This window comes from Micromonospora peucetia (assembly GCF_900091625.1).
Lineage (GTDB): Bacteria > Actinomycetota > Actinomycetes > Mycobacteriales > Micromonosporaceae > Micromonospora > Micromonospora peucetia.
This window is the reverse complement of the sequence record NZ_FMIC01000002.1, coordinates 4,866,569-4,892,294: the sequence shown is the minus strand read 5'-3', so window position 1 is coordinate 4,892,294 and position 25,726 is coordinate 4,866,569. Positions and strand designations below refer to the sequence as shown.

Annotated in this window: 21 protein-coding genes; 7 read left to right on the top strand and 14 right to left on the bottom strand. The window is 73.4% G+C overall.

All coding sequences use genetic code 11. The features are described 5' to 3' along the window. Positions 1-7 precede the first annotated feature (7 nt). The 7 genes from GA0070608_RS22155 to GA0070608_RS22125 all read right to left on the bottom strand — a co-directional run bounded on the left by GA0070608_RS22155 (position 8) and on the right by GA0070608_RS22125 (position 10,999). Complete coding sequence (locus tag GA0070608_RS22155; RefSeq protein WP_091630446.1) at positions 8-448, bottom strand: acyl-CoA thioesterase; 441 nt, start codon at positions 446-448, stop codon at positions 8-10. 3 nt (positions 449-451) lie between these two features. Then, positions 452-6,274 carry a type I polyketide synthase gene (locus GA0070608_RS22150; protein WP_091630445.1) on the bottom strand — a complete coding sequence of 1,941 codons (5,823 nt, stop codon included), beginning with the start codon at positions 6,272-6,274 and terminating at the stop codon, positions 452-454. Between the two features lie 77 nt (positions 6,275-6,351). Next, the gene (locus GA0070608_RS22145; RefSeq protein WP_091630444.1) at positions 6,352-7,314 is read right to left on the bottom strand and encodes a DUF1702 family protein; all 963 of its coding nucleotides are present in this window, start codon (positions 7,312-7,314) and stop codon (positions 6,352-6,354) included. Positions 7,315-7,486: 172 nt separating this feature from the next. After that, positions 7,487-8,482 carry a DUF1702 family protein gene (locus GA0070608_RS22140; RefSeq protein ID WP_091630443.1) on the bottom strand — a complete coding sequence of 332 codons (996 nt, stop codon included), beginning with the start codon at positions 8,480-8,482 and terminating at the stop codon, positions 7,487-7,489. Positions 8,483-8,638: 156 nt separating this feature from the next. Further along, positions 8,639-9,235: a copper resistance CopC family protein gene (locus GA0070608_RS22135; RefSeq protein ID WP_176733800.1), complete on the bottom strand. Its 597-nt coding sequence runs from the start codon at positions 9,233-9,235 to the stop codon at positions 8,639-8,641. After that, the gene (locus GA0070608_RS22130) at positions 9,232-9,810 is read right to left on the bottom strand and encodes a hypothetical protein (RefSeq protein WP_245715882.1); all 579 of its coding nucleotides are present in this window, start codon (positions 9,808-9,810) and stop codon (positions 9,232-9,234) included. Before GA0070608_RS22130 ends, GA0070608_RS22135 begins: the two co-directional genes overlap by 4 nt. A gap of 115 nt (positions 9,811-9,925) precedes the next feature. Continuing rightward, positions 9,926-10,999: a carboxymuconolactone decarboxylase family protein gene (locus GA0070608_RS22125; RefSeq protein WP_091630441.1), complete on the bottom strand. Its 1,074-nt coding sequence runs from the start codon at positions 10,997-10,999 to the stop codon at positions 9,926-9,928. Between the two features lie 195 nt (positions 11,000-11,194). On the opposite strand from GA0070608_RS22125, the gene GA0070608_RS22120 reads away from it, so the two are divergent. The 7 genes from GA0070608_RS22120 to GA0070608_RS32760 all read left to right on the top strand — a co-directional run bounded on the left by GA0070608_RS22120 (position 11,195) and on the right by GA0070608_RS32760 (position 18,840). Then, positions 11,195-12,265, top strand: coding sequence for an SDR family NAD(P)-dependent oxidoreductase (locus GA0070608_RS22120; RefSeq protein ID WP_091635797.1), 1,071 nt, complete (start codon positions 11,195-11,197; stop codon positions 12,263-12,265). 228 nt (positions 12,266-12,493) lie between these two features. Next, positions 12,494-13,063, top strand: coding sequence for a DUF5987 family protein (locus GA0070608_RS22115; protein ID WP_091630440.1), 570 nt, complete (start codon positions 12,494-12,496; stop codon positions 13,061-13,063). Then, the gene (locus GA0070608_RS22110) at positions 13,060-14,694 is read left to right on the top strand and encodes an FAD-dependent oxidoreductase (protein ID WP_091630439.1); all 1,635 of its coding nucleotides are present in this window, start codon (positions 13,060-13,062) and stop codon (positions 14,692-14,694) included. The genes GA0070608_RS22115 and GA0070608_RS22110 overlap by 4 nt, the downstream gene beginning before the upstream one ends. A 101-nt stretch (positions 14,695-14,795) precedes the next feature. Continuing rightward, positions 14,796-15,890 (top strand): carboxymuconolactone decarboxylase family protein, encoded by a 1,095-nt coding sequence (locus tag GA0070608_RS22105; protein ID WP_091630438.1) that lies wholly within the window; start codon positions 14,796-14,798, stop codon positions 15,888-15,890. After that, positions 15,874-17,562 (top strand): DHA2 family efflux MFS transporter permease subunit, encoded by a 1,689-nt coding sequence (locus GA0070608_RS22100; protein ID WP_091630437.1) that lies wholly within the window; start codon positions 15,874-15,876, stop codon positions 17,560-17,562. The genes GA0070608_RS22105 and GA0070608_RS22100 overlap by 17 nt, the downstream gene beginning before the upstream one ends. A 163-nt stretch (positions 17,563-17,725) precedes the next feature. After that, positions 17,726-18,520 (top strand): TIGR03084 family metal-binding protein, encoded by a 795-nt coding sequence (locus tag GA0070608_RS22095; RefSeq protein WP_245715881.1) that lies wholly within the window; start codon positions 17,726-17,728, stop codon positions 18,518-18,520. A 164-nt stretch (positions 18,521-18,684) separates the two neighbouring features. Then, positions 18,685-18,840, top strand: a complete 156-nt coding sequence (locus tag GA0070608_RS32760) for a hypothetical protein (protein ID WP_176733799.1) — start codon at positions 18,685-18,687, stop codon at positions 18,838-18,840. A gap of 53 nt (positions 18,841-18,893) precedes the next feature. Here GA0070608_RS32760 and GA0070608_RS22090 read toward each other — a convergent pair whose 3' ends face one another. The 7 genes from GA0070608_RS22090 to GA0070608_RS22060 all read right to left on the bottom strand — a co-directional run bounded on the left by GA0070608_RS22090 (position 18,894) and on the right by GA0070608_RS22060 (position 25,663). Next, positions 18,894-19,535, bottom strand: a complete 642-nt coding sequence (locus GA0070608_RS22090) for a nitroreductase family protein (protein ID WP_281186182.1) — start codon at positions 19,533-19,535, stop codon at positions 18,894-18,896. A 139-nt stretch (positions 19,536-19,674) separates the two neighbouring features. After that, on the bottom strand, positions 19,675-20,868 hold the full coding sequence (locus GA0070608_RS22085) for a M20/M25/M40 family metallo-hydrolase (RefSeq protein WP_245715880.1): 1,194 nt from the start codon (positions 20,866-20,868) through the stop codon (positions 19,675-19,677). Positions 20,869-21,069: 201 nt separating this feature from the next. After that, complete coding sequence (locus GA0070608_RS22080; protein WP_091630434.1) at positions 21,070-21,885, bottom strand: SigB/SigF/SigG family RNA polymerase sigma factor; 816 nt, start codon at positions 21,883-21,885, stop codon at positions 21,070-21,072. Between the two features lie 185 nt (positions 21,886-22,070). After that, positions 22,071-22,538 carry a MaoC family dehydratase gene (locus tag GA0070608_RS22075; RefSeq protein ID WP_091630433.1) on the bottom strand — a complete coding sequence of 156 codons (468 nt, stop codon included), beginning with the start codon at positions 22,536-22,538 and terminating at the stop codon, positions 22,071-22,073. Next, positions 22,535-23,707, bottom strand: coding sequence for an acyl-CoA dehydrogenase family protein (locus tag GA0070608_RS22070; protein ID WP_091630432.1), 1,173 nt, complete (start codon positions 23,705-23,707; stop codon positions 22,535-22,537). The genes GA0070608_RS22075 and GA0070608_RS22070 overlap by 4 nt, the downstream gene beginning before the upstream one ends. A gap of 34 nt (positions 23,708-23,741) precedes the next feature. Continuing rightward, positions 23,742-24,500: a 3-oxoacyl-ACP reductase FabG gene (fabG, locus tag GA0070608_RS22065; RefSeq protein ID WP_091630431.1), complete on the bottom strand. Its 759-nt coding sequence runs from the start codon at positions 24,498-24,500 to the stop codon at positions 23,742-23,744. Positions 24,501-24,514: 14 nt separating this feature from the next. Then, positions 24,515-25,663: an acyl-CoA dehydrogenase family protein gene (locus GA0070608_RS22060; protein ID WP_091630430.1), complete on the bottom strand. Its 1,149-nt coding sequence runs from the start codon at positions 25,661-25,663 to the stop codon at positions 24,515-24,517. Positions 25,664-25,726: the final 63 nt, after the last annotated feature.

Here is a 25,726-nt window from a genome sequence, read left to right as displayed (position 1 = left end):
CGCGCCGTCAGGAGCGCCGCGCCGAGGTGTACGGCGCGAGCGCCGTCACCAGTGCTTCCGGCACCCTTGCCGGCACGGTGCGGGTGTTCGGGCCGCGCATGCAGGCGATCCGCTGCCGGCCCCGGGCCACCAGCGTCTCGCCGCCGTCCCGTTCGAGCTTGACGTAGTCGAAGCTGAACTCCACCTGGGTCTGCGTCAGCTCCTCCAGGCGCATCCGGACGGACAGCTCGTCGAACGCGGTGATCTCGGCGAAGAACTCGCAGTCGACACGGAGGGTGAACAACTTCAGGTCACCCCGCACGTCCGCCAGCACGTCCGGCGCCCGTTCCTTGAGGAACATCTCCCGGCAGCGCCCCTGCCAGCGCAGATAGTTGACGTAGTACACGTTGCCGACGAGGTTGGTCTCCTCGAAGCCCACCGTGTGCAGGTACTCGAAGTACTTGTCCATCGCCTAGGCCCGTCCTTCCGTGAGGATCGCGAACGCCATCGGCTGGGGCAGGTCCCGCACGGTCGCGACGAGCGTGGCGATCCGCAGTTCGCCGGAGGCGAACACCAGCCAGCCGGTCCGGTCCGAGGGCACCGCGACCAGCGGCGCCCGGTGCGAGAGCCCCGCCTTGCGCAGGCACTCGATCGCCGCCCACACCCGCGTCGCCGCCGCGTCCAGGGACTCCGCGCCGTCGGCGGAGCAGAGCCGGGCGAGGTCGATGTGCGCACCGAGGAGCCCGTGCCAGATCGGCTCTCCCCTGGCGCGTACCGCCTCCGCATCGCAGGCGAGCGGCCCGGTCCCCACCACGCACAGCGTCAGGTCCTCGGCGTGCGCGGCGGAGAGGGAACGGCCGTCGGCCAGCTCGGGGCGGCCGTCCGGCCGGTACGCGATTTCGACCGGCCCGCCCGCGGCCCGACCGGCGGCTGTCGCGGTCCAGGCCCGCCGCCGACGGGTCTCGTCCGGCGTGCCCTGCCCGGACAGCTCGCCGCGCCCGGCCTGGTCCGCCGGGGTCGGCTCCACCGCCACCGCGACGTCGCCGCCGACCAGGTCACCGACGGCCCGTTCCAGGTACGACCCGAGCAGCGGCGCCACCCACGGACCACAGCCGTCCTTCTTGCGTACCGCCCGCAGCCGCAGGCCCTCCCACCGTTCCACGACCGTGCCGTCGGCGGAGCGCAGGGCGATGTCGTAGACGTAGGTGTCGCCGTCGCGGCTGCGCTCCTCGGCGCAGTAGCGAAGCTCCTCCGCCTCGGTCAGGCGGATCCCCGCCGGGTGGAGCCGCTCGATCCCGGCCGGCAGCAGCGTCGCGTCGGGGACGCAGACCTGGTTGCCGTGCATGAGAGCGTCCCGTACGCCGGGGTCCCCGAGGAGCAGGGTGGCCGGCAGGTAGTCGGCGAACCACCGTGTCTGTGGTGCCGTGACGACGTCGGCGTCGACGTGCCGGGCGGCCGACCGGTGGTAGCGACGCAGCCGCTGGAACCGTCCACCCTGGAACAGGATCTCGCCGTACAGGTCGGCGGCGGGATCCAGCGACACGGCCGGCAGCCCGGCGGGCACCTGCGCGGGCGGTCCCGCCGGCGGTCGTTCCCCGGTGAAGTGCAGCCGCGCCCGGAAGTGGGCGGCGCTGAAGTCCGTCTCCGCGCTGTAGATGACCGCGTCCACGACCCCGTCGTCGACCACGAGGGTGGCGACCCGGATGGTGGTGCTGCCGTCCGGCGGCACCACGATGGGGCGCAGGAACTCCGCCCGCTCGACCACCGGCGTCTGCGTACGGCCGGTCACCGCGGCGGCGACCTGGGCCATCGCCTCCATGCCGAACACCGCGGGGAACAGCAGGTTGCCGTCCAGCCGGTGGTGGTCCAGGTAGAGGTCGGTGGCCGGCTTGAGATCGGACTCGGTGACCAGCTCGACCCCGTGGTGGCGGACCAGCGGCCGGTCCACGAACCGCAGCAGCGGCAGCTCGGGAAGGTCCGTCCGGACGGTGTCGATGCCCTCGGTCCGCCCGCTGACGACCACCACCGACGGTGCCTGCGGATCGGCGAGCAGACGCCGGAGCATGGCCACCCCCTGGTCGGGAGTTACCGGGGTGATGCCGTCGCGGGTAAGCGCCTCGACCACGGACAGACGCTCGCCCATGCCGACGCCGGACCAGACCGACCACTCCAGGCAGAGGCTGCGGCAGTTCGGGTGGCGTCGGCCGAAGTCGACGGTCAGCTCGGCCAGCCAGTCGTTCGCCGTCGCGTAGTGCGCCTCGCCGCGCAGGCCGGCCCGGCCGATGATGCTGCCGAACGTCACCAGCAGGCGCAGCCGGTCGGCGTCGACCGCGTCGAGCACGGCCCGCAGACCGTCGACCTTCGGTGCGAAGGTGCGGCGGAAGGCGTCCATCGTGAGGCCCGTCAACGCCGCCGGCTCGTTGCGGCCCGCGCCATGCAGCAGCGCCGTGACCGGTCCCAGCTCGGCGACGAACCCGTCGACTGCCTGCCGTACCTGCTCCGGGTCGGCCACGTCTGCGCGGGCGTAGCGCACCCGCACCCCGGCGTCCGCCATCCGCTTGAGGTTCGCGGCCAGCTCGTCGTCCTGAGCGGGATCCGAGCGGCCGAGCACGGCGAGGCGGGCGCCGCTGTCCACGGCCATCGCCAGGGCGCACTCCGCGGTGATGCCCTTGCCACCTCCGGTGACCAGCAGCAGGTCCTCGGCGCCCAGTGGCTGCCGCGTCTCGGCCGGCCGAACCGGCAGCACGCGCAGGGTGGGCACCCGACGCCGCCCGGCGGCGTCGTGGTAGACCTCGGCGAACCCGTCGGTGGCGGCGACCTCCGCCGTCACCCGGTACACAGCCTCCGGCACCGGCGGGGTGTACACGATCGTGGTCCGCAGGTGCGGCGCCTCCAGCCGTAGCGTCTTGGCCAGCCCGGCCGCGCCCGGGCCCTGCTGAACGAGGACGAAGCGGGTGCCGGGGACGGCGGCGGTCGCCGCCTGCGCGCCACGCAGAGCCAGTTCGAGATCGGCCTGGGCGCACCGCTCCGGCAGGCACACCAGCACCCCCGCGCCGACGCCGGCGGTTTGCAGGGCCGCGCGGAGCGGCTCGGCGAGCGGATGGCCGGCGGGGGCGAACAGCTGCCACGGGCCGTCGGCCCCGGCCCGGGCGACGACCGGGGACGGCGCCTCGTCGAGATCGACCGACCAGGCCCGGCACCAGTCGGCGACGCCGTGCACGAAGGCCGGGCCGGACGCGTCGGCGTCCCGACCGGTCCGGGCGAGCTGCTCCAGGGCCTCGGCGAGCTGCCCGACGGTGGCCGTGGCGAAGTTGGTCGGAGTCTGCGCGGCCGGCACGCCGAGCCGCTGCGCCGCCTGGTTGACCAGTTGGCCGACGGTGATCGAGCTGAGGTGGAGGTCGTCGAGAAGCTGGCTGCCGTCGTGCACCATCTCCAGCGGCAGCTCGGCCCGCTCGGCGGCCAACCGGCGGAGCAGTTGCAGGCTCGACTCGCCGGCTGGCTGCTCCGGCTCCGGCCGTTGCCCGTTCGCCGTCGACGGATCCACCGCCCGGACGCCGGCGCCCCTGGGCAGGCTCACCACCGGGGCGGACTCGCAGGGGCTGGCGAAGAAGCGGAAGCTCTGGCCCACCTCGAGCGGCCGGACCAGCCGGTCGTGGAAGAGCGCGCCCTCCACGCCGCCGGCGCCGACGACGTACGCGGCGGCCGCGACGCGCAGCAGACCCGCCAGCGACTCGTCGTCGGTGTTGAGCGCCACCGCCGGCAGGTCGGTGCTGGCCGACGCAAGGCCGGAGAGCACCTGCCCCGGGCCGACCTCGACGAACAGGTCGACCTCCTTGGCGGCGAGGGCGACGGCCTGGCTGAACAGCACCGGATCGGTGATCTGGCGGTGCAGGAGGGTGGGGACGTCGGTGTCGTGGGCGAGCGGCTCACCGGTGACGGTGGAGACGACCCGCCGGGTGACGGAACCGAACCGCTCCCCCGCCAGCGCGTCTCGGAAGGCGTCCGCGGCCGGCTCCACCAGCGGGGAGTGGAACGCGTGGGACACCGACAGCCGGGTGGTCCGCAGACCGGCGGAGCGGGCCCGCTCGCAGGCGTCCTCCACCGCGGCCTCCGAGCCGGCGATCACGGTCTGCTCCGGCCCGTTGTACGCGGCGATCACCACGGACAGGCCGGCGATCAGCCCGGCCACCCGCTCGGGCGGGGCACCGATGTTGGCCATCGTGCCGGAGGCGCTGTGCTCCCCCATCGTCCGACCGCGCACGCCGGCAACCCGGAGCAGGGCCTCCTCGTCGAGCACGCCGGCCCACTGCAGGGCGGCGATCTCGCCGAGGCTGTGCCCGACGGCGACGGTCGCGTCGAGGTTGAGCAGCGACAGCGCCCGCAGGCCGGCCAGCGAACCGGTCACGATCCGCGGCTGGGCCACCGCGGTGGCGACCATGTCGCCGGTGCTCGGCAGCGCCGCCCGCTGGTAGACCTCCTCCACGTCGGCGAAGCGTCGGCGCAGCGCGCCGCCCGAGGTGCCCCGACCGGACCCCTGCCCGGGGAAGAGGAAGCCGATGCGGCCCGGACCGCTCACGTGGCCCAGGAAGCAGCGGCCGTCGGAGGAGAACAGGCGCACCTCGCCGGCGTCGAGGGTGTCGCAGACCCGGCGCAGCTGCCGTTCGGCGTCCTCCGGCGAGGAGATCACCACGCCCGCCCGGTACGGCAGGTCGCGCAGTTCCCCGTGCAGGGTGGCGGCGAGGTCGCCCAGCTGCGCGTACGACACCGTGGGCACGAAGTCGACAAGCCGCTGCAACCGCTCGCGCAGGTCCTGCGGGCTGCCACCGTCGACGAGGAGGAGCTCCACGTCCTGCATGGACGCGGCGAGGATGCGGAAGCGGCTGTCCAGCCGGGACGACCGGCGTGGCTGCCTGTTCTCCAGCACGATGTGGGTGTTGATGCCGCCGAAGCCCATCGCCGTCACGCCGGCGCGCACCGGCAGGCCGCGCGGCCACGCCTCGGCCTTACGCAGGGCCCGCAGCTCGGACTGCTCGGCGGTGAGGATCTCGTGCGGGTCGACGCAGCCGATGGCGGGTGGCAGGACCTCGTGGTGGACCGCCATCGCGGCCTTGATCAGGCCGGCGACGCCGGCTGCCGCCTTGGTGTGCCCGATCATGCCCTTGATCGAGCTGATCGCGGCCTGCGGGGAGTTCTCGTCGGCGGTGCGACGGGCCAGCGACAGCGCCTGGAGCTCGGTGGCGTCGCCCACCGCCGTGCCGGTGCCGTGGCCCTCGAAGAGCCCGACGGTCTCGATGCCGAACCCGGCCCGGTCGTACGCCCGGCGCAGGGCGAGCTGGTAGCCGGCGACCTCCGGGCGGGTGATGCCACCCTTGCCGTCGGAGGAGATGCCCCAACCGGCGATGGTGGCGTAGATGCGGTGTCCCGCCTGGCGGGCCTCCGCCTCGCGCATCAGGACCACCATGCCGCAGCCCTCGCCCGGCCAGAACCCGTTCGAGCCGCGGTCGTAGACCCGCATCTCGCCGCGCGCCAGCGCGCCGGTCTTGGCGAAGCCGATGATCTCGAAGGGGTCGATGGAGAGGTCCACGCCACCGGCGATCGCCACGTCGACCTCCCCGTCGGAGAGGGTCTTGCACGCGGTGGCGACGGAGAGCAGGGACGAGGAGCAGGCTCCGTCGACGGTGTAGCCACCGCCCTTGAAGTCGAAGTGGTTGCAGATGCGCCCGGCGATGGTGTTCGACAGTCCGCCCGCGAGGGTGTCCTCGTCCACCTCGGGGAACGGGCCCTTGAACGTCGCCTCGAAGTCGTCGAGGAACGTGGTGAGCTGGTCGTCGTCCCAGTCCTGTTCCTTGAGCGCGGCGGCGACCATGCGGCGCACGTAGGGCCAGCGCAGCCGCAGCTGGTTGGCCCGGGAGAACTCGCCGGTCAGAGTGTTGCCGACGACCACGCCGGTCCGCTCGCGGGGCAGACCCTCCGCCATCGGGAACCCGGCGTCGGCCAGTGCCATGGCCGCCATGTCGAGGGCGAGCCAGTGGGTGAGGTCGGTCGACCGGTAGGTGCTACCGGCGATCTTGTAGGCGATCCGGTCGAACTCGTAGCCCTCGATGACTGCGGCGTTGCGGGCGTAGAAGCGGTCGGGGGCGGCCGGGTCCGGGTCCCAGTAGTCGTCCAGGCTCATCCGCACGTCGGGCAGCCGGCGGAAGGCCCGCCGCCCGGCGAGGGCGTTCTCCCACAGTTCTCGGGGCGACGTGGCGTCCGGGTAGCGGCATGCCATCCCCACGACAGCGATCCTGGTCACGAGGTCTCTCCTTTGTTGCGTGCGGTGGTGGACCGCCGGGGCGCGGGGCCGGCCGGTGGGTACGTGGGGCGCCAGGATCAGCACCACCCCTCGAACTCCGCGGCGATGGCCTGGCGCCACCGCTCGTAGGCGGGCGTGGGGCCGTCCTGTTTATGAGGCAGTGTCACGTCGGTCACCTTCGCTGCATCGGCGGTGGACATGCCGCAGAAGACCTGCGTGGCGACCTCGTTGTGCGGGACGACCAGGCCGGCGCGTACCCGGGCCCCGGCCGCGAAGGCACTGCCCTGGGCGAGGTCCAGGCGATGGTCGCCGGCGCGCTCGCGGAACCGGTGCAGGTCCGCCTCGGTGACGCCCCCGGCGTAGGTGGCGGCGAGGCCAGCCCCGGCGTACAGGTCGGCCCGCCGGTCCGCGGAGAACGCGCTGAAGATCTCCGTGACCCGGTCCACGTCGGTGCCGCCGACGAACCAGGTGGCCCGGCCGATGCCCTGGTCGATGACCCGGTCGGCGTACTCGCGGGGACCGTCGGCCGGCCAGGGGAACCGCGGGTGGCGGTACTGTCCGTGCACGTACCGGTCGGTGTGGAAGTACGCCTGGTGGAAGCCGTAGCCGTCGAGCACCAGCCACCGGAGCAACGGGTCCGGGGCGTACAGCTGGCCCCAGCGGAACCGGGGTACCCGGGCCATCGCCCAGCCCACGCCGACGTACACCATGTAGACGTGCGCGTCGCCGCGCCCGGCGAGCAGGCTCGCCACGTGCCGGGGGCGGCCCGGCCGCAGCGCGTCCCGGACGGCGAAGCCCATCCCGGCGCCCTCGTACGCGAAGCCACGAAACCGCGTCGGCACCGTTTCCAGACGTCGTTCGGCCGCCACCGTCGTCGGCGCCTCGGCGGCGTATCCGAAACCGGCCAGGAATGACGAGCCGATAGTTTCGAGCAGCGCCTTCGATTCCTCGTTCTTGACGTGAAAGCCGCGCACGTCCATTTTCGTCTCGGAGATATCTGGCGTCAGGATTCTGCGCCGCAGATCACGCAGGCTCTGCATCGCACGTTCCCCCAAAGGGTCGATGTTACCGTTTACCAGGGATGGACATCTATTTCGATGATGACAAGAGTGAAGAGGATCGTTTTCTTCAACCTTGCGCATTAATCGCAACTATTCGGAACATTCACTTTCCGCGGGGTCGCGCGACAGCACGACAAGCGCCGGACGGCCCTCAGTGACCGTGGCCGGTGTCGGCCGGCTCGAAGTGAGCGCGGACGTTGCGCCGCCAGACCTCGTACGCGGGCAGCCGCCCGGCCGACTCCGCGCGGACCGCCACGTCGTCGGCAAGGGCCGCGGCGGTGGCCACGGACCGCCCGCCGAGCGCGCGCATCGCCGCCTCGCTGTGCGCCGGCACGTACCCGGCGTGGCTGCGGGCCTTGGCGGCGAAGACGGCGCCCTGGGCCAGGTCCGGCGCGCACGGGCCGGCGTCGGCACGCAGTGCGACCAGAGCATCGGCGTCGGCGCCCCCGGCGAAGGTGGCGGCGAGCCCCACCCCGCTCCACAGGTCGCCGTGCCGCTCGGCGGCGAAGGCCCGGACGGCGCCGGCCACGTCGGCGGTACGGGCACCGTGGATGAACCACAGCGCCCGCCCGAGGCCCTGGTCCGTGGCGCGGACGAAGTAGTCCCCGTGGTCCTGCCACGGGTACGCGGCCAGCCGCTCCTGCCGGGTCACCCACCGGTCGAGGTCGAAGTAGGCGCGGTCGAACCCGTAGCCGTCCACGGCCAGCCAGGTCATCGTCGGGTGGTACGGGGAGCCCGTGAGGTCCGGGACCACGTGCCGCCAGAGGCGTCGCGGCAGGCGCGCCATCGCGAACCCGATGCCGATGTAGGCGAGGAAGAGGTGCGGCGCGCCCGGGCCCCGCAGCAGGTCGCGGGTGCGGGTGCCGCGCCGGGGTCCCATCACGTCGAGGATGGTGCAGGCCATCGTGGCGCCCTCGTAGGCGAAGCCGAGCAGTTCCCGGTCGACGAGCGCGAGCCTTCGTTCCAGTTCCCACGGATCGCGGGTGTCGATGCCCCACTCGAACCCGCAGACCACCGACTGCGGAACCGCCTCCAACCGGCGGGTGACCTCCGTGGCCGGGCCGGGAAATCCCCGACGCGCGAAGGTCACGTCCGCGAGCGTGGGCGCCATCAGGAGTCGACGCACGGAACCCAGTACCGTCGGCATGGCAACTCTCCCTGTCGGTACGACGACGCCGGCCCCGGCCGGCGGGTGACTTCATCGTCACCTCGCGCCGGCCGGGGCCGCCTCTTCTGCTGTGCGCTCATCCGCCGCCACGGGCGGGTGGCCGGGGCGGACCCGACAGGCCGCGCCGCAGGCGGATCACGGACCTGAGACCGGCTGCCGCCCCCGCTGCGGGCGGAGGAACATCAGTAGCAGGGCCACCGCGACGAGACCCAGGTCCAGCAGAAGGAGCACGCCGTTGATGCCGTCGAGCCGGGCGTGGTCGTGGCTGGCGGCGGTGGCCGCGTCCTTGATGGGTGCGGCGACGGGCCCGGCCGGGACGACGCCGAGGGTCACGGTGAAGCCGGCCAGTCCGGAGATCTGCCGACCGTCGGGCAGCCGGGCGTGGTAGCCGACGCGGTAGGCGCCCGGCCCGGCGTCGCGCACCGGCACGACCAGCCGGCCGGCGCGGATGACCGGTTTCCCGGTCGAGACGACCGCGCCGGTCGGACCGGTGACGGCCATGTGCAGGTCCTCGGCCGACTCCGCACCGCCGAGCGTGAGCGTCACCTCGGCGGGCGCGGCACCGACGACCGACCCGTCGCCCGGGTCCAGCACCAGCCTCCGGTTCGCAGCCGGGCTGCCGAAGGCCAGCAGCGCCAGGATCGACAGCACGACGCCGGCCGCCACGACGATCGCCGCCCGCTGCACCGTCCCGGCGGGCGCGGGCGGGCGGGGAGCGTCCACGGTGGTCACGACGGCTGCGCGACGGCCTCGGGCGGCCGGCAGCTACACGACATCAGCCGCGTCTCCGCCGCGGAGGGCCGCAGGTGCAGGTACATGGCAATCACCATCGGCACGAAGACCACCGTGTTGTAGAACAGGTGCAGCTCGACCCGGGGGATCACGACCTGGAGCAGGCTGGTGGGCACGGGGCTGTCGAACAGGTGCCGGCCGGTCTGCGCCTGCAACAACAGCAGCAGGTGCTCGATGTGGTGCCAGAACTGGATCGCCAGGGCGGCCGTCCACCAGCTCCGGCTGCGCCCGACGAAGCCGGGGCGCAGCATCCACAGCCCGACCAGCATCAGGATGGCGTAGCCGTAGTGCAGCCACTCCGAGCTGACGAGCCAGGGGAACGGCATGCCGAGCACCCCGCGCGCCTCCGGCCGCGACCAGCCCAGGCCCCAGATCTGGTATGCCTGCACCAGGTGCTCGGCCCAGTGCGCCAACACGATCACGAGAAAGGCGTTCAGGGCAGCCCGGTGGTGCGTGCCGTTGAGTGTCGCCCAACGCCCGGACGTTCCGGGCAGGGTCGCCTGGTGGCTGGTCACGTTGCCTCCTTGGGAAGGGGTGGCGGGCGCGGGGGACGACCACGCCCGCACCCAGCGTGTCGAGCCGGACACGCCGAAGCGCCTCCAAAATTGCTCAGTCCGAGTCGGAATTCCGTCAGTTCTGCTCGCTCGGACCGGCGGGGGCGTACCAGGCGCCGACCCGGCGCGCCGCCGCGAAGCTGGCCCAGGCGACCGCGTCGACCAGGGCCGCGTCGCCCGGCCGGAGGCGCCGGAACTCGGTCACCACCTCCTCGTCGACCTGGTAGGACGCGAACGCGGTCAGCAGGGCCAGCCGGCCGGCGGCCCGGTCCGCCTCGGGCAGCCGCTCGATCAGCCGTTCGCACCACTGTCGGCTCAGGCCGGTCTCCTCCCCGCGCCAGCCGTCGAGGCGTTCCGCGACCAGTTCCCGAACCGCCGGCGGGACCGCCCGCTCACCGGCGGCCTCGAACGCCGCGTACGCCCGGGCCATCGCCCCGGCCACGTGCGGACTACCCACCGCCCAGGCGGCCTCCGCCGGCAACGGCGCCGGCGGCAGCAGCTCCACCGAGCGGCCCGGTTCCCGGGCGTCGCGCAGCGTCCCCTGCAACACCCAGCCGATGCCCCGCTTCAGGCGCCGCCGCGCCCGCGGCGACAGCCCCGGCGGGAGCAGGAAGTTGGAGAGGAAGACGTTGACCACACGGGCGATGTAGTGGAAGCCCACCACCACGCCGACCAATTCCGGGCGGTCCCGCTCCGGAAACGGCAGGACGGGCCGCGCGGTCTGCGGTTGGTGCGCGGTACGACCCCACTCCGCCGCCGTACGCAGGCGCCGGTCGGCAATCTCGGAGAGCCGGTCGGCCACGATCGCCTCCGCGTCGTGCTCGGTGGAGAGTTCGTAGAGCCCGACGCTGTGCATGTCGACGCAGTACGGGCAGATGTTCGCCACCGACACGGCGGCGGCGACCGCCTCCTTGGTGGCCCGGTCGACGCTCTCCGTCGGCAGCAGCGGCTCCCGCATGACCATCCAGTACGCGGCCAGCACCTCCGGCGACGGGGAGTGCAATTGTGCCGGCGGCACCACCAGCCTCATCTCCTGCGCGACCTGGGTGTAGACGGTGTCCACCAGGCCCCGTGCGGATCCCTGCGGCACCGGCGTGACGTAGTTGACCTGGCGTTGGACCACCGACGAGGCCACCCGACGAGCGATCATGATCTGCCTCCTGCTCTGCGCCACCCCGCTGGGCGGTCACGACGACGGCTCCCACGACTGCGGAAATGCCAGTATTGGGAGACCGGGGGCGCAGGCAACGCGATCGACGCTTGTTGAGCACCTTGGGAGAAGGAGGGCCCCGCGACGCCCGCCGATGATGGGCGACGACCCTGTCCCCCACCCGTGGGAGTCGCGATGCTGGTCCTGGTAACCGGTGGCACCGGATTCATCGGCTCCCACTCGACGGCGGCCATCCTCGACGCCGGCCACCGGGTCCGGATGCTCGTACGTGACCCGGCACGCGCCCGGCGGGTGCTGGCCGCGCTGGGCGCCGACGCCAGGCGCGTCGAGCTGGTCACCGGGGACGTCACCGAACCCGCCGACGTGGCCCGGGTCGCCGACGGCTGCGCCGCCGTGCTGCACGCCGCCGGCGTGTACAGCTTCGACTCACGGGACCGGGCACGGATGCGGGCGGTCAACCTCCGCGGCACCGAGGTGGTGCTCGGGGCGGCGCGGACGGCGGGTCTCGACCCGATCGTCCACGTCTCCACGTTCGGCGCGCTGCTGCCGGCCGCGCGGTCGCCGCTGACCGTCGACTCGCCGGTCGGCGTGCCCCGGGAGGCGTACCTGAGCAGCAAGGCTGCCGCCGAGCACGTCGCGCGCCGGCACCAGGACGACGGCGCGCCGGTGGTCGTCACCTACCCGCTGGCCTCGCTCGGACCCGACGACCCGCACCTGGGCGACCAGACGACCCGGGTACGCAACGTGCTGCGCGGGCTGATGCCACTGTGGCCGACCGGCGGCTTCCCGGTGGGCGACGTGCGGGACGTGGCCCGGCTGCACGCGGCGGTGCTCGAACCGGGACGCGGTCCCCGCCGCTTCCCGGCCCCCGGCCGGTACGTCACGACCCGCGAGTTCGTCGACGCGCTGCGCCGGGTCACCGGACGGACCCTGCCCACCCTCCGGCTGCCGGCCCCGGCCCTGCTGCCGGTGGGCCACCTGGTCAGCGCGGCGCAGCGGCTGTCGCCCGTGCACCTGCCCGCCGAGCACGGCGCGATCTACCTGTGCGCCACCGCCCGCCCGATGGACGGCACCCCCACCGAGGAGTTGCTCGGGCCGGAGAGCCGGTCGCTGGACGAGACGATGACCGACACCGTGCGGTGGCTGCACCGGACCGGACGGCTGAGCCGCCGCCAGGCCGGGACCGCGGCGACCGACGTCGCCCGGAAATTGCGCGCCGCGCCGCCGCCCACAATTTCCCGCTAATCGGCCCGGTCGCCGGGACACCGGCCTCAGCAAAACAGAAGATGCGTCCGACCTGCATCGGTAGACACGATGATACAGGGCTTCGCGCACCATCCGTACCGCGCAGAGCCATTCGGCAGGAACACCATTTCATTCCTTGATTCCGTCGCCTTAACGGGCGGTGGTCAAGGCTGCCCGAAAAACGTTTGGCGGGACCCGGTGCGCCCGCCCCATAAGGAGGTAGCCGCCGTGCAACCGGAGACACCCGAGGAGCAGCAGGCCCGCGTGCTGACGCTGGAAGCGTTCGCCGACACCATCATCCCTGGGGCGAAGCGGTCCGCCGACGACCGGGCGATCGCCGGTGTCTCGACCGACGGCGGCGCCGTCGAGTGCGGGGCGCTGGCCCTGATGGAGGACCCGGCCGGCGGGTTGTCACTGATGCTGGGGACCCTCAGTGAGGCTCTCAACGCGCACGCGACCGGCTATGCCGAGGCGAACGGACTGACCCTCGACCCGGCGGTGCCGCCCTTCGTCGCGCTCGCGTTCGACCACCGCACCGCGCTGCTGAGCCACCTGCTCGCCCCGGACAACCCGGAGAAGGAGATGTGGGTGGGGCTCGCCCTGTTCAGCAACATGGCCTACGACAGCGCCGCCCACATGAACACGGTCGACGCGCTCGCCGCCGGGCACCCGGGGCTGCTGGCGATCGGCATCACCCAGCCCGACGACGACGGGCTGTGGCGGTTTCCCGAGTACTCGTACGGACGCCCGCTGTCGCGACCGCACCCACACACCACCCCCACAGGGAGCCCGGCATGACCAGTAGCGCAAGCGCCGACGTCGTGGTGATCGGCAGTGGCTTCGGCGGCGCGATCCCCGCGTACCACCTGGCCGCGGGCGGGGCACGCGTGGTGGTCCTGGAGCGTGGACCGTGGTTGTCCGCGGAGGAGTTCGACCACGACTTCAAGCTCGGCTCGTCGTACACCCGGATCTTCGACTTCACCGTCGGCGACGGGATGAGCGTGCTGGGCGGCAACTGCGTCGGCGGCGGCAGCGTCGTCTACTTCGCCACCATGCCGCGCGCGCCGCGGTTCGTCTTCGAACGGCAGGGCAGCATCGGCCGCCGGATGTGGCCGGCGGCCATCACCCGTGACACGCTCGACCCCTGGTACGACCGGGTCTGCGAGTCGCTGCCGGTGACGATGCAGAGCTGGGACAAGGTGCCGTACGCCGGCGGCCTGTTCGGGGCGGCCTGCGCGCACGCCGGACGCACGGCCAACCCGGTGCCGTCCGCCGTGGACGTCGACAAGTGCACCAACTGCAACTGGATGATGGCCGGGTGCCGCTTCGACGCGAAGCGCTCCCTGCTGCTCAACTACCTGCCGGCGGCCCTGGCACACGGCGCCGAGATCCGGCCGCTGCACGAGGTGCAGCACATCTCCCGCACCGACGACGGCGGGTACCGGGTGCACTACCGCATCGTCGACGCGGAGGACTACCGGATCCTGCACGACAGCGGGACGATCGATGCCAAGATCGTCATCGTGGCGGCCGGGGCCGGCGCCACCCCGGTGATCCTGCAACGCTCGGAGCCCACCCTGGGCACGATGCCGACGGCCGTCGGCCGGTACTTCTCCGGCAACGGCGAGCGGCTCAACACGGCGGTCTTCGACGACGACCGGGTCCGCGAGGTGCTCGGCCTCAGCCGGCCCAACGGCAAGGGTTACGCCGCAAACCAGATCGGCCGAGGGCCGACGGTGGCGACCTGGGACCGACTCGACCCCGACCTGCCGGAGTACGAGCGGTACTCGCTGGAGCAGCTCTTCTTCCCGCTGGGGCTGGGCACGATCCTCGCCCAGGTGCCGGACGCGGACGGTCCGACCTGGTTCGGCCTGGCCAAGAAGGAGATGCTGCGCCGCTGGCAGTCGTGGCTGACGCTCTTCACGATGTCGGAGGACGACAACGAGGGGGTCTTCGGGCCGCCGCCAGCGACCGGCAACGCCGACCGCATCTCCCAGCAGATGCTCGGCCGGGGTCCGTTGAGTTACCGGCCCACCGCGAACACGTTGCGTGGCTGGGCCGCCGCCGACGCGGATGCCCGGGACATCCTGGAACGCGACGGCCTGGCCCGGGTCATGCCGTGGACCAACGACGTGGTCGGCGCTTACACGGTGCACCCGCTGTCGTCCTGCCGGATCGGCGACGACCCGGCGACGTCGGCCCTAGACGACCGGCACGAGCTGCGGCAGCACCCCGGCATCTTCGTCACCGACGGCTCGGCGGTGCCGGGCGCGCTCACCGTCAACCCGGCCCTCACCATCGCCGCGCTCGCCGAACGGGCCGTGCCCGGCATCGTCCGCGCGGCGCAGGAGCGTGGCGTGCCGGTCAGCTACCACGGCACGCTGCCCGACGGATCGGTCACCGCGGTGTCCCAGGTCGTGCCCAGTTAGGACCCGGCGGGCCGGGGGCGCACCCCGCCCCCGGCCCCCGGTCTGCCCGACCAGGAAGGAAACCGATGGGCAGACGACTGGCTCGGGTGACGAGCCGAACCATGCTGACCCACGTCCGACACGTGACGCCGGTCGCCCCGGAGGCCGCCGACGGGCCCGTCGCGCGGGTCTACCGGCAGATGGCCGAGGACTTCGGCGTCCTCGCTCCCCCCGTACTGCTGCACTCCCCCTCCCCCGACGTGCTGCGGGCCTGCTGGCTGATGCTGCGCGAAACGCTGCTCGCCGAAGGGCTGGTCGACCGCGAGGCCAAGGAGGTGGTCGCCGCCGCCGTCTCCGAGAGCAACCGGTGCCCGTACTGCGTGGAGGTGCACGGCGCCACGGCGGCCGGGCTGCTGGGCGACGCGGGCGGGTGGCTGAGCGCCGGGGTCGGCGGGATCGGCGACCCCCGGCTGCGGGCCCTGGCCGAGTGGGCCCGGCACAGCGGGGCCGACACCACGGCGCGCCGCCGCCCACCGCCGTTCCCCGCCGAGCACGGGCCGGAGCTGATCGGCGTGGCGGTGGCCTTCCACTACCTCAACCGGATGGTCAGCGTCTTCCTTCAGGACTCCCCGTTGCCGCCGGCGCCGGTCGGGGTCCGCGCCGGGGTCCGACGGACGGCCGCCCGCATCATGGGGGCGCTGGCCCGCGCCGGACGGCCACCCGGCCGTTCCCTGGAGCTGCTGCCCCCCGCGCCGCCGGAGGCCGACCTGGCCTGGGCCGTCGGGCAGCCGCACGTGGCCGCCGCCTTCGCCCGGGCCGGCCAGGCGGTCCGCCGCGCCGGGGAGGCCGCCCTGCCGGAGCACGTCCGGCGGCGGATCCTGACCTGCCTGGCCGACCCGCCGCCCCCGGAGCCCGGCGGCGGCCGGTGGTTCGACGCCGCCGTCGCCGAACTGACGCCGGCCGAGCGGCCCGTCGCCCGGCTGGCGCTGTTGACCGCGCTCGCGCCGTACCGGGTCACCGACGCCGCCGTCGCCGCCTGCCGCGACGGCGGGGCCGGCGACGCCACGCTGGTCGCGGCCACGGCCTGGACGAGCCTGGCCACGGCCCGCCGGATCGGCGCGGGCCTGCACGAGGACCACCCCGGTTCGGCCCCGCTCGGCGTACCCGGCGGCGAGGTCGCCGTCGAGGAGGAGACGTCGCGTGCGGGCGAACCGTGACCCCGAGCGGGGTGTCGCCCCGGTGACGACGCCGCCGCGACCGAGATCCGCCAACCCGTGGGCGGCGCTGCTGGTGCTCTGCCTCGGCAACTTCCTCATCCTGCTCGACACGAGCATCGTCAACACCGCGGTGCCGGACATGATGCGGTCCCTGGACACCGGGATCGACAGCATGCTCTGGGTGCTGAACGGCTACCTGCTGGCGTTGGCGTCCCTGCTGATCGTCGCGGGTCGGCTGGGCGACCTGTTCGGCCCGCGTGCCGTCTTCATGGCCGGCATGGCGGTGTTCGCGGTGGCCTCGGTGCTCTGCGGGGCGGCCCAGTCGCCGGGGCAGCTCATCGCGGCGCGGGTGGTCCAGGGCGTGGGCGCCGCGGCGCTGCTGCCGCAGGCGCTGGTCCTCATCTCCGGCATCTTCCCGGCCGCCCGGCGGGGCGCCGCCTTCGGGATCTTCACCGCCGTCGCCGGGGTGGCCGCCGTCAGCGGCCCCACCCTCGGCGGTCTCGTGATCACCCGGCTCGGCTGGGAGTGGATCTTCTATCTCAACGTGCCGCTCAGCGCGGCGGGCGTCGCCCTGGCCTGGTGGCTCGTCCCCGACCTGCGCTCTCGCCGGCCGCGTCACCTCGACCTCGCCGGGGTGCTGCTGGCCACCGCCGCCCTGGTGGGCCTCATGTACGCCCTCATCGAGGGCGAACGGCACGACTGGGGGACGGTGCGCGGGCCGGTGAGTATCCCGGCCATCCTGGCCGCCTCGGCGGTGTGCGGGGTGGTCTTCACGCTAGGGCAACGCCGGCAGCGCGAGCCGCTCGTCCCGCCCGGCCTCTTCCGCCTCGGCAACTTCGCCCCGGCGACCCTGATCACGCTCGTCAGCTCGTTCGGGCTGTACGGATTCCTGCTGGTCTTCGTGATCGAGACGCAGGCGCTGCTCGGCATGAGCCCGCTGGAGTCGGGCCTCGCCGCGCTGCCCTGGACGGTGGTGCTCAGCGTCGTCGCGCCGGTCGCCGGGCGGCTCACCGACCGGCTCGGCGGTCGGCGCCTGCTCACCGGCGGGCTCACCGTGTACGCGCTCGGCGTACTGGGCATGGCGGTGCTGGTCACGCCGAGCTCCACGGCCGGCACCTTCGTCGTACCGCTGATCGCGGTCGGCATCGGCATGGGGGCATCCATCGCGCCGACCACGACCGAGGCGATGCGCCACGTTCCCGCCCAACTGGCCGGCGCGGCCGCGGGCGTGCTCAACACGGCACGCCAGGTCGGCGGCGCGCTCGGCGCGGCGGTCGTCGGCGCCGTCCTGCAACACCGGCTGGCCGACACCCTGCCCGAGGCCGCCCGGGCGGGGGCGGCACAGCTGCCCCCCGAGGCCCGCGCGGACTTTTTGCACGGGTTCGGCGGGGCCGCCGGGGAGGGCGTCAAGCTGGGCGCCGGTCAGGCCGGCGGGTTCGTCGTGCCGCCCGGGACCCCACCGGAGCTCGCCGACCGGTACCGGGACGTGGCGGCGGGCGCGTTCGCCGACGCGTTCCTGCCCGCCGTCCGGCCCGCGCTGGGGGTGGTGGTGGGCGTCCTGCTGCTCGGTGGCCTGTTCGCGCTCAGGCTGCGCGGGCGCCCGGCCGACGACCACCGGTCGCGCTCCGCACAGTGCGAGAAGACACCTGCCACGCCACCCGCCGATGATTGATGTGCCGGCACCGACCCGATCAGCCGGCTCCCTCGTCAACCGCCGGCCGCACGGCGCCGGCGACGTGCGCCACCGCACCGGTCGAGGTCATCCCCCGCGACGACGCCCGGGGTCCACATCGTCCGCCCGCGTCGGGGCGGCACCGCAGCGAGAGGATAAGCGCGTGGCAGAACAGGACGTGTTCGCCGCCCTGGAGGCCGAGGGCGACGACGTCGACCGCATGGTCGCCGAACTGGACGAGGCCGGGTGGCGGACCCCCACCCCGGCCGAGGGCTGGACGGTCGCGCACCAGATCGCCCACCTGACCGCCACCTTCCGGATGGCCGGCCTGGCCGCCGCCGACCCGGACGGCTTCCAGGCCCTCATGTCCCGGATGAGCGGAAACTTCGACGCGGACGTGAACGCGGCGATGGCTCCGTACCTGGCCGAGGCGCCCGCGGCGCTGCTGGCCCGGTGGCGCGAGGAGCGGGCCCTCGCCGAGAAGGCCCTCGCCGCCGTACCGGTCGGACAGCCGGTGCCCTGGCTCGTCCGGCCGCTCCCGGCGCCGGTGCTCGCCGCGGCGGGAATGATGGAGCTGTTCGGGCACGGCCAGGACATCGCAGACGCCCTCGGCGTGCGGCGCCGCCACACCGACCGGCTCCGGCCCCTCGTCGAGTTCGCGGTCCGCACCTGGGACTTCGGCTATCTGGCGCGAGGGCTGGAGGTGCCTGCGAGCACCCTCCGCTTCATCATCACCGCCCCGTCCGGCGCGGTCTGGCACTTCGGGCCGCCGAACGGGGAGCAGATCGTCAACGGTCCCGCTGAGGACTTCTGCCTGCTGGTGACCCGGCGCCGGCACCGCGACGACCTGTCGCTGAGGGCCACCGGCGCCGAGGCCCACCACTGGCTGGACATCGCCCAGGCGTACCGGGGGCCGGCCGGCCCAGGCCGGCAGCCGGGACAGTTCGCCACCTCCTGACGTTCCGTGCGCCCCGGCCGGACCGCCGGGGCGCACGGGACCCCACCCGCGACCACGGCCGAGCGCCGTGGTCGCTTCCGTGTGCGCGGCCCCCGTCGCTCAGGGCGTGCCGGCGGCGGCACGCGGCCCAGGGCGAGCACCACGACGCCGCCTGGCCGGGGCCGGTGAACTCGGCGGCGGACGGGACGGCGGGCGTACGACAAACCGCCGCCGGCTCCGGGGCCGGCGGCGGGGGCGACCTCGTTCCCGCCGGCCAGCAGGAGGCCGCCCACGGCGACGACCATGGCATCTCGAACAACGCCTCGGCCCGGCTGGCGTAGTCGGTGTAGGTGATATTCCGGCCGGGCAGTCGCTCGCCGGCGGGGGCCGGCCGTCACGGCCGGATCAGGACCTCCGGCAGCGGCTTGCGGACCAGGTCCGGCACCGTCGCATCGGGCGCCGGGTACCCGACCGGCATGACCACGTACGGGCGCTCCTCCGGCGGCCGTCCGCACACCTCGTTGAGGAAGCGCATCGGGCTCGGCGTGTGCGTCAGGGTGGCCAGGCCCGCGTGGTGCAGCGCGGTGATCAGCACACCGACGGCGATGCCCACGGATTCCTTGACGTAGTAGGGCTTCGGGGACCGGGGGCCCTGGTGCACCTCGAACACCACGATCACGACCGGTGCCACCTCCAGGAAGGGCTTGTGCCAGTCCGTACCGATCGGGGCGAGCGCCTCCAGCCACTCCGTCGACGCGCGGCGGGCGTAGAACTCACGCTCCTCGGCCTCGGCGGCTTCCCGCAGCCGACGCTTGCGAGCCGCGTCGGTGACCACGACGAAGCGCCACGGTTGCAGGTTGGCGCCGCTCGGCGCGGTCGCCGCCGCCCGGATCGCCTCCTCGATCACCCCCATCGGCACCGGCTGCGGCGAGAAGTGCCGGATCGAGCGTCTGGCGGCCATCCGGTCGGCGAAGGTGCGCGCCGTCCGTTCCATCTCCCCCGCCGCCAGCGAGCCGTGCCTTGGGTAACCCGTCATTCCAGTCATGAGCGCCTCCCCGCGCGATGGACAGATTCAGGATCGCCCAGCGACGCGCACCGCGTTTCCGCAAGTGTGCGCACTTCGGCCAGGCCCACGTCGGTGCCGGACACCGCGACGGCGGCTGGGCGCCGCCGGCTCACCGGTCCGACGACGAGCCCTGCCCGGCGGGCACCGCGTCGACCGGCCGGTATCCGCGGACCGGGTCGGCCGCCCCGGGCGTGGCGAGGATCCGGGTCACCAGGGCGGCAAGCAGCGCCGTCCGCTCCGGCATCCGCGCGACGTCGACGTACTCGCCGCGCGCGTGCGGCAGGCCGCCCACCCCGCCCAGACCGTCCAGCGTCGGTACGCCGAGGGCACCGGTGAAGTTGGCGTCGGAGGCGCCGGGGGCGGCGACGCCGCGCACGGCCGGCAGCCCCAGGTCCGCCGCCACCGTCTGCGCGACCCGCAGCAGCGGCGTCGACACGGAGGCTGGCAGCGGGTACCGGTTGATCCCGCCGCTGACGACCAACCGCGCCTCGGGCAGTCGGGGGGTCAACTCCCGGACCAGCCGGTCCACCCGGTGCAACTCCTCCCGGGTCCAGGCCCGCACGTCGACGCAGAGGACGGCGGATTCGGGCACCACGTTCGTCATCGTGCCGGCGGAGAGCGCCGTCGGGGTCACGCTCGTCTCGCCCGTGGCGAAGGTCTGCACCGCGAGGACGTGGTGGGCGAGTTCGACCCCGGCGTTGACGCCCCGGTGCGGTTCGACACCGGCGTGCGCCGCCCGGCCCTGCACGGTGATCCGGTAGACGGATCCCCCCTTACGCGCGACCTTCAGGTCGCCGCCCTCGGTGCTCGGCTCGCCGACGAGCACCGCCCCGGAGCGCCGGGCCTGCTCCTCGATCAGCGGTCGGGAGGTGGTCGACCCGCTCTCCTCGTCGCAGGTGAGCAGCAGCCCGACCCGTGAGGTGTCCGGCAGCAACTCCAGCGCGGTGAGCATCTGCACGATCCCGGCCTTCATGTCGCAGACGCCGGGTCCCGTCGCGGTGGTCCCGGTGATCCTGAAGGGCCACTCCCGGATGGTGCCCGCCGGCCACACCGTGTCGTAGTGGCCGAGCAGCAGCACCCGTTGGTCGGCGGCCGGCCAGAGCAGGTGCGGCAGTCCGTTGAGGACCACCCGGCACACCGGCCGGCCCAGCACCGCGTCGCCCCACGCCTCGAGCAGGTCGGCACAGGCGGCCAGCTCCGGGGCCGCCCCCGGTGGCGACTCGCAGGTCACCAAGCGGCGCAGCCGCGCCGTCATCGCCGCCGCCCGGGCTTGTGCACCGCGCCGAAATGAATCGATATCCATCATCATCTGATGGTGGCACCGCCGCCTGCCCGGCACCGGGCAGAACGTCCGACACCGCACGGATGCGGTGATACAGCAACCGATACGGCACATTGGAAGACAGGCCACGGGAGCGGGAAGACAGGCCGCGAGAGCCGGGGCACCGGCCGGACGGCGAGGTTGCCGTCGGGCCCGTGCCCCGGAGTGGAGACTGGGAATCCGTCAGTGGCTGCCCTCGAGCTGGCCGCGCAGCTTGCCCAGTGCGCGGGCGAGCAGGCGGGAGACGTGCATCTGGGAAACGCCGACCCGCGTGGCGATCTCGCTCTGGGTGAGGTTGCCGTAGAAGCGGAGGGTGAGGATCTTCTGCTCCCGCTCGTCAAGCGTGGCGAGCGCCGGCCCGAGGGAGGCCCGCAGCTCGGCCAGCTCGAACTCGTTGTCCTCGGCGCCGAGGGTGTCCCCGAGCTCGGTGGCGCTGTCGCCGTTGCCGATGGGGGTGGAGAGGGAGACGGCGTTGTAGGCGCGGGCGCCTTCGAGCCCCTCCAGGACCTCTTCCTCGGTGATCTCGAGGTGGGCGGCGATGTCGGCGACCGTCGGCGCGCGGTTGAGCGTCTGGGTGAGGGTGCCGTTGGCCTCGGAGATGCGCAGCCGCAGCTCCTGCAGGCGGCGCGGCACCCGGATGTTCCAGGTGCGGTCGCGGAAGTGGCGCTTGATCTCACCGAGGATCGTCGGGATCGCGAAGCCGGCGAAGTCGACGCCACGGGAGGCGTCGAACCGGTCCACTGCCTTGATCAGCCCGAGGGCCGCGGTCTGGGCCAGGTCACCGTTGGGCTCGCCACGCCCGCTGTAGCGGAAGGCGAGGTGGTTGGCCAGCGGCAGCCACGCCTCGATCACCCGCGCACGCAACGCCGGCCGGTCGGGGTGCCCCTCCGGCAGGGCGGCGAGAGCGGCGGTCAGCTCACTCGCGCGGGTCTCGTCACCGGACACCGTGGTGGCGGTTTCGGTGGTGGTGGTGCTCGGCGCGGTCGTCGTAGTGATCATGCTGCCCTTCCTGTCCCGCAGATGCGGCGACACCGGGAACCGGCGACCGCAGTGCCATCACCCTAGACCAACGGCTGCCGTCATATCAACCGAACGGCCGATGGATAAAAGCGACAAACAGCATCAAACAAGGACTCGACAGTGTGGTTCCCGCCACGCGCCGGGCATCGCGGCGCGGCGGTGGCTCAGGATTCCGCCGGCCCCGCATAGAGCCGACTCACCGTCTCGGCGACGCAGACCGGCTTGCCACCGGCGTCGCACTCCACCGTCGAGGCGGTAACCATTTGCACCCCGCCGTCGACCGGGGACACCTCGGCGATGGTGGCGACGGCCCGGACCGCGCTGCCGACCCGCAGCGGGGCGGGGAACCGCACCCGGTTGAGCCCGTAGTTGACCCCCATCCGCACGCCCCGCACCCGGTAGAGCCGGCCGACCAGCGCCGGCAGCAGGGACAACGTCAGGAAACCGTGGGCGATCGTGCCGCCGTACGGGCCGGCGGCGGCCCGCTCCGGGTCGAGGTGGATCCACTGGTGGTCGTCGGTGGCGTCGGCGAAGAGGTCGACGCGACCCTGGTCGATCCGCTGCCACGGCCCGGGGCCGAGGGTCTCGCCGACCGCGGCGGCCAGCTCGTCGACGGAGGCGAAGGTCCTCATGCCAGGTGCCCTCCCAGCCGGGTATAGCCGCGCAGCAGGTCCCGCGCGATGATCAGCCGCTGCATCTCGTCGGTGCCCTCGAAGATGCGGTAGAGCCGCACCTGCCGGTACCACCGCTCGACGGGCAACTCCCGGGTGTAGCCCATGCCGCCGTGGATCTGTAGCACCCGGTCGACCACCCGGTTGACCATGCCGGCGCCGTAGAGCTTCGCCATCGAGGAGGCGTGCCGCGGGTCCATGCCCTGGTCCACGGTCCAGGCCGCCCGCAGAATCAGCCAGCGGGCCGCCTCCAGCTCGGTCTCGGAGTCGGCGATCATCCACTGGATCGCCTGGTTGTCGCCGATCGGTCGGCCGAACGTCTGCCGGGTGTTGGCATAGTCGATCGCCATCCGCAGCGCCCGCTCGGCGATGCCGACCGCGTGCGAGGGGATGGTGTAGCGCCCCTTGCCGATCCATTCCATCGCGAGAGCGAAGCCCTGGCCGGGCTCGCCGAGGATGTTGCGCTCCGGCACCCGTACGTCGTCGAAGACCAGCGCGGCCGGCCCACCCTCGCCCATGGTCTGGATGAACTCCGAGCGCCAGCCCATCGCCCGGTCCACCAGGAAGGCCGTGGCGCCGCCGTTGCGGGCGCCCTTCTCCCGGTCGGTGACCGCGATGACGATGGCGAAGTCGGCCTCGTTGCCGCCGGTGATGAAGGTCTTCTCACCGTTGAGCACCCAGTCACCGCCGTCGCGGCGGGCGCTGAGCCTGATGTTGGCGGCGTCGGACCCGGCGCCCGGCTCGGTGATCGCGAAGCAGCTGCGCCGCTCCCCCTCGATCGTCGGGATCAGGAACTCCCGCTGCTGCTCGTCGTTTGCCCGGAACAGGATGTTGTCGGCCTCGCCGCCGAAGCGGAACGGCACGTACGAGCGGCCGAGCTCCGTCCAGATCAGTGACTGGGTGACGGCCGGCAGGTCCATGCCGCCGTACGCCTCGGGGGTGGCCAGCCCCCAGAAGCCGAACGCCCGCGCCCTGAGCTGCAACTCGCGCAGCTCGTCCGGCTCCAGCCCGGGCCGGTGCGCGCGTTCGCGCCGGAGCAGCTCCTGCTCCAGCGGCATGACCTCCCTGGCGACGAAGTCGCGGGCCGTGTCGCGGATGGCCCGCTCGGTGTCCGAGAGCGCGAAGTCCATGTCCCCTCCGGGTCGGTGTGGTGGTCCGCGCGACTCAGCGCGCGCCGCCGTTGACGTACAGGGTCTGGCCGCTGACGTACGAGGCGTCGTCGCTGGCCAGGAAGGCGATCACCGAGGCGATCTCGGCCGGCTGGGCGACCCGGCGCAGCGGGGTGTGCTCGGCGACCGCCCGCTGGTGCTCCTCGGGGCTGCTGCCCACCCGCTCGGCGGTGGCCGCGGTCATCGCGGTGGCCACGTAGCCGGGAGCGACCGCGTTCACCGTGACGTTGAACGGGCCCAGCTCGACGGCCAGGGTGGCGGTCAGGCCCTGCACGCCGGCCTTGGCCGCCGCGTAGTTGACCTGGCCCCGGTTGCCCAGCGCGGAGCGGCTGCTGAGGTTGACGATCCGGCCGTAGCGAGCCTCCACCATGTGCTCCTGCACCGCCTGGCAACAGAGGAACATGCTGGTCAGGTTGGTGGTCAGCACCGCCTCCCACTCGGGCAGCGGCATCCTGAACAGCAGGTTGTCGCGGGTGATCCCGGCGTTGTTGACGAGCACGTGCAGCCCGCCGTACGCCTGGACCACCTGGTCGGTCATGGCGGCGACCGCCCCGGCGTCGGTCACGTCGCAGCCGATGCCGACGGCCCGGCCGCCGGCGGCGGTGATCTCGTCGGCGACGGCCCGGGCGCGCCGCGCGTCGAGGTCGACCACGGCGACCGCCGCGCCCTCGGCGGCCAGCCGGTGCGCGGTGGCGGCGCCGATACCCTGCGCGGCGCCGGTGACGACGGCGACCCGGTCGGCGAATCTGGTCACGGTTCCTCCTGGCTCTAGAAGGCGTTGACGCCGGTGAGCGCACGTCCGATGAGCAGTTGCTGGATCTGGCTGGTGCCCTCGTAGAGGGTGGCGACGCGGGCGTCGCGCAGGTACTTGCCGACCGGGTACTCGTCGATGTAGCCGTACCCGCCGAAGACCTGGACCGCGTTGTTGGCCGCGCGGACGGCGGCCTCGCTGGCGAAGAGCTTGGCCATCGACGCCTCGGTGGCGAACGGCTCGCCCCGGTCGATCAGGTCGGCCACCCGCCACACCAGCAGCCGCGCGGCGTCGGTGTCGACGGCGATGGCCGCGAGCAGTTGCTGCACGAGCTGGTGGCCGGCGATGGGCTTGCCGAACTGGGTGCGCTGGCCGGCGTAGCCGACCGCCGCGTCCAGACAGCCCTGGGCGATGCCGACGCAGCCGGCGGCCACCGACATCCGGCCCTTGGCCAGGGTGGCCAGCGCCAGCCGGAAGCCGGCGCCCTCCTCGCCGAGGCGGGCCGAGTCCGGCACCCGTACGCCGTCGAAGCGCAGCTCCCCGGTGGCCTGCCCGCGCAGGCCCAGCTTGCCGTGGATCTCCCGCCGGGTCAGGCCCGGCGCGTCGGTGGGCACCAGGAAGGCGCTGATGCCCCGGTGCCCCGGGCCGCCGGTGCGGGCGAAGACCAACGCGACGTCGGCCGTGGTGCCGTTGGTGATGAACATCTTCGCGCCGGTGATCAGCCAGTCGGCGCCGTCGCGGACCGCCCGGGTGGTCAGCGCCGCCGCGTCGGAACCGCTGTCCGGCTCGGTCAGCGCGAAGCAGCCGAGGGCGGCACCGGAGCAGAGCCGGGGCAGCCATTGTTCCTTCTGGGCCGGGGTCCCGTGGGCGGCGACAGACTTGGCGACCAGCCCGAGGGAGACCGAGACGATTCCGCGCACGGCGGAGTCGCCCCGGCCGAGCTCCTCCAGCACGAGGCAGTAGGAGAGGTGGTCGCCGCCGGAACCACCGTCGTCCTCGCCGATGGTGAGCCCCAGGAAGCCGAGCTCGCCGAGCTTGCCGACGATGTCGGGGTCGACGGACTCCCGGCGGTCCCAGGTGGCCGCGTGCGGCACCACCTCACGGTCGACGAAGTCGGCGGCGAGCCGGCGGACCGCCGCCTGCTCGGCGGAGAGCTCCAGATCCATGCGCTTTAAACTAGCGGTGCAAGTTAAATCCCGTCCAGACCCGGTTGTGGCAGAGTCTGCCGC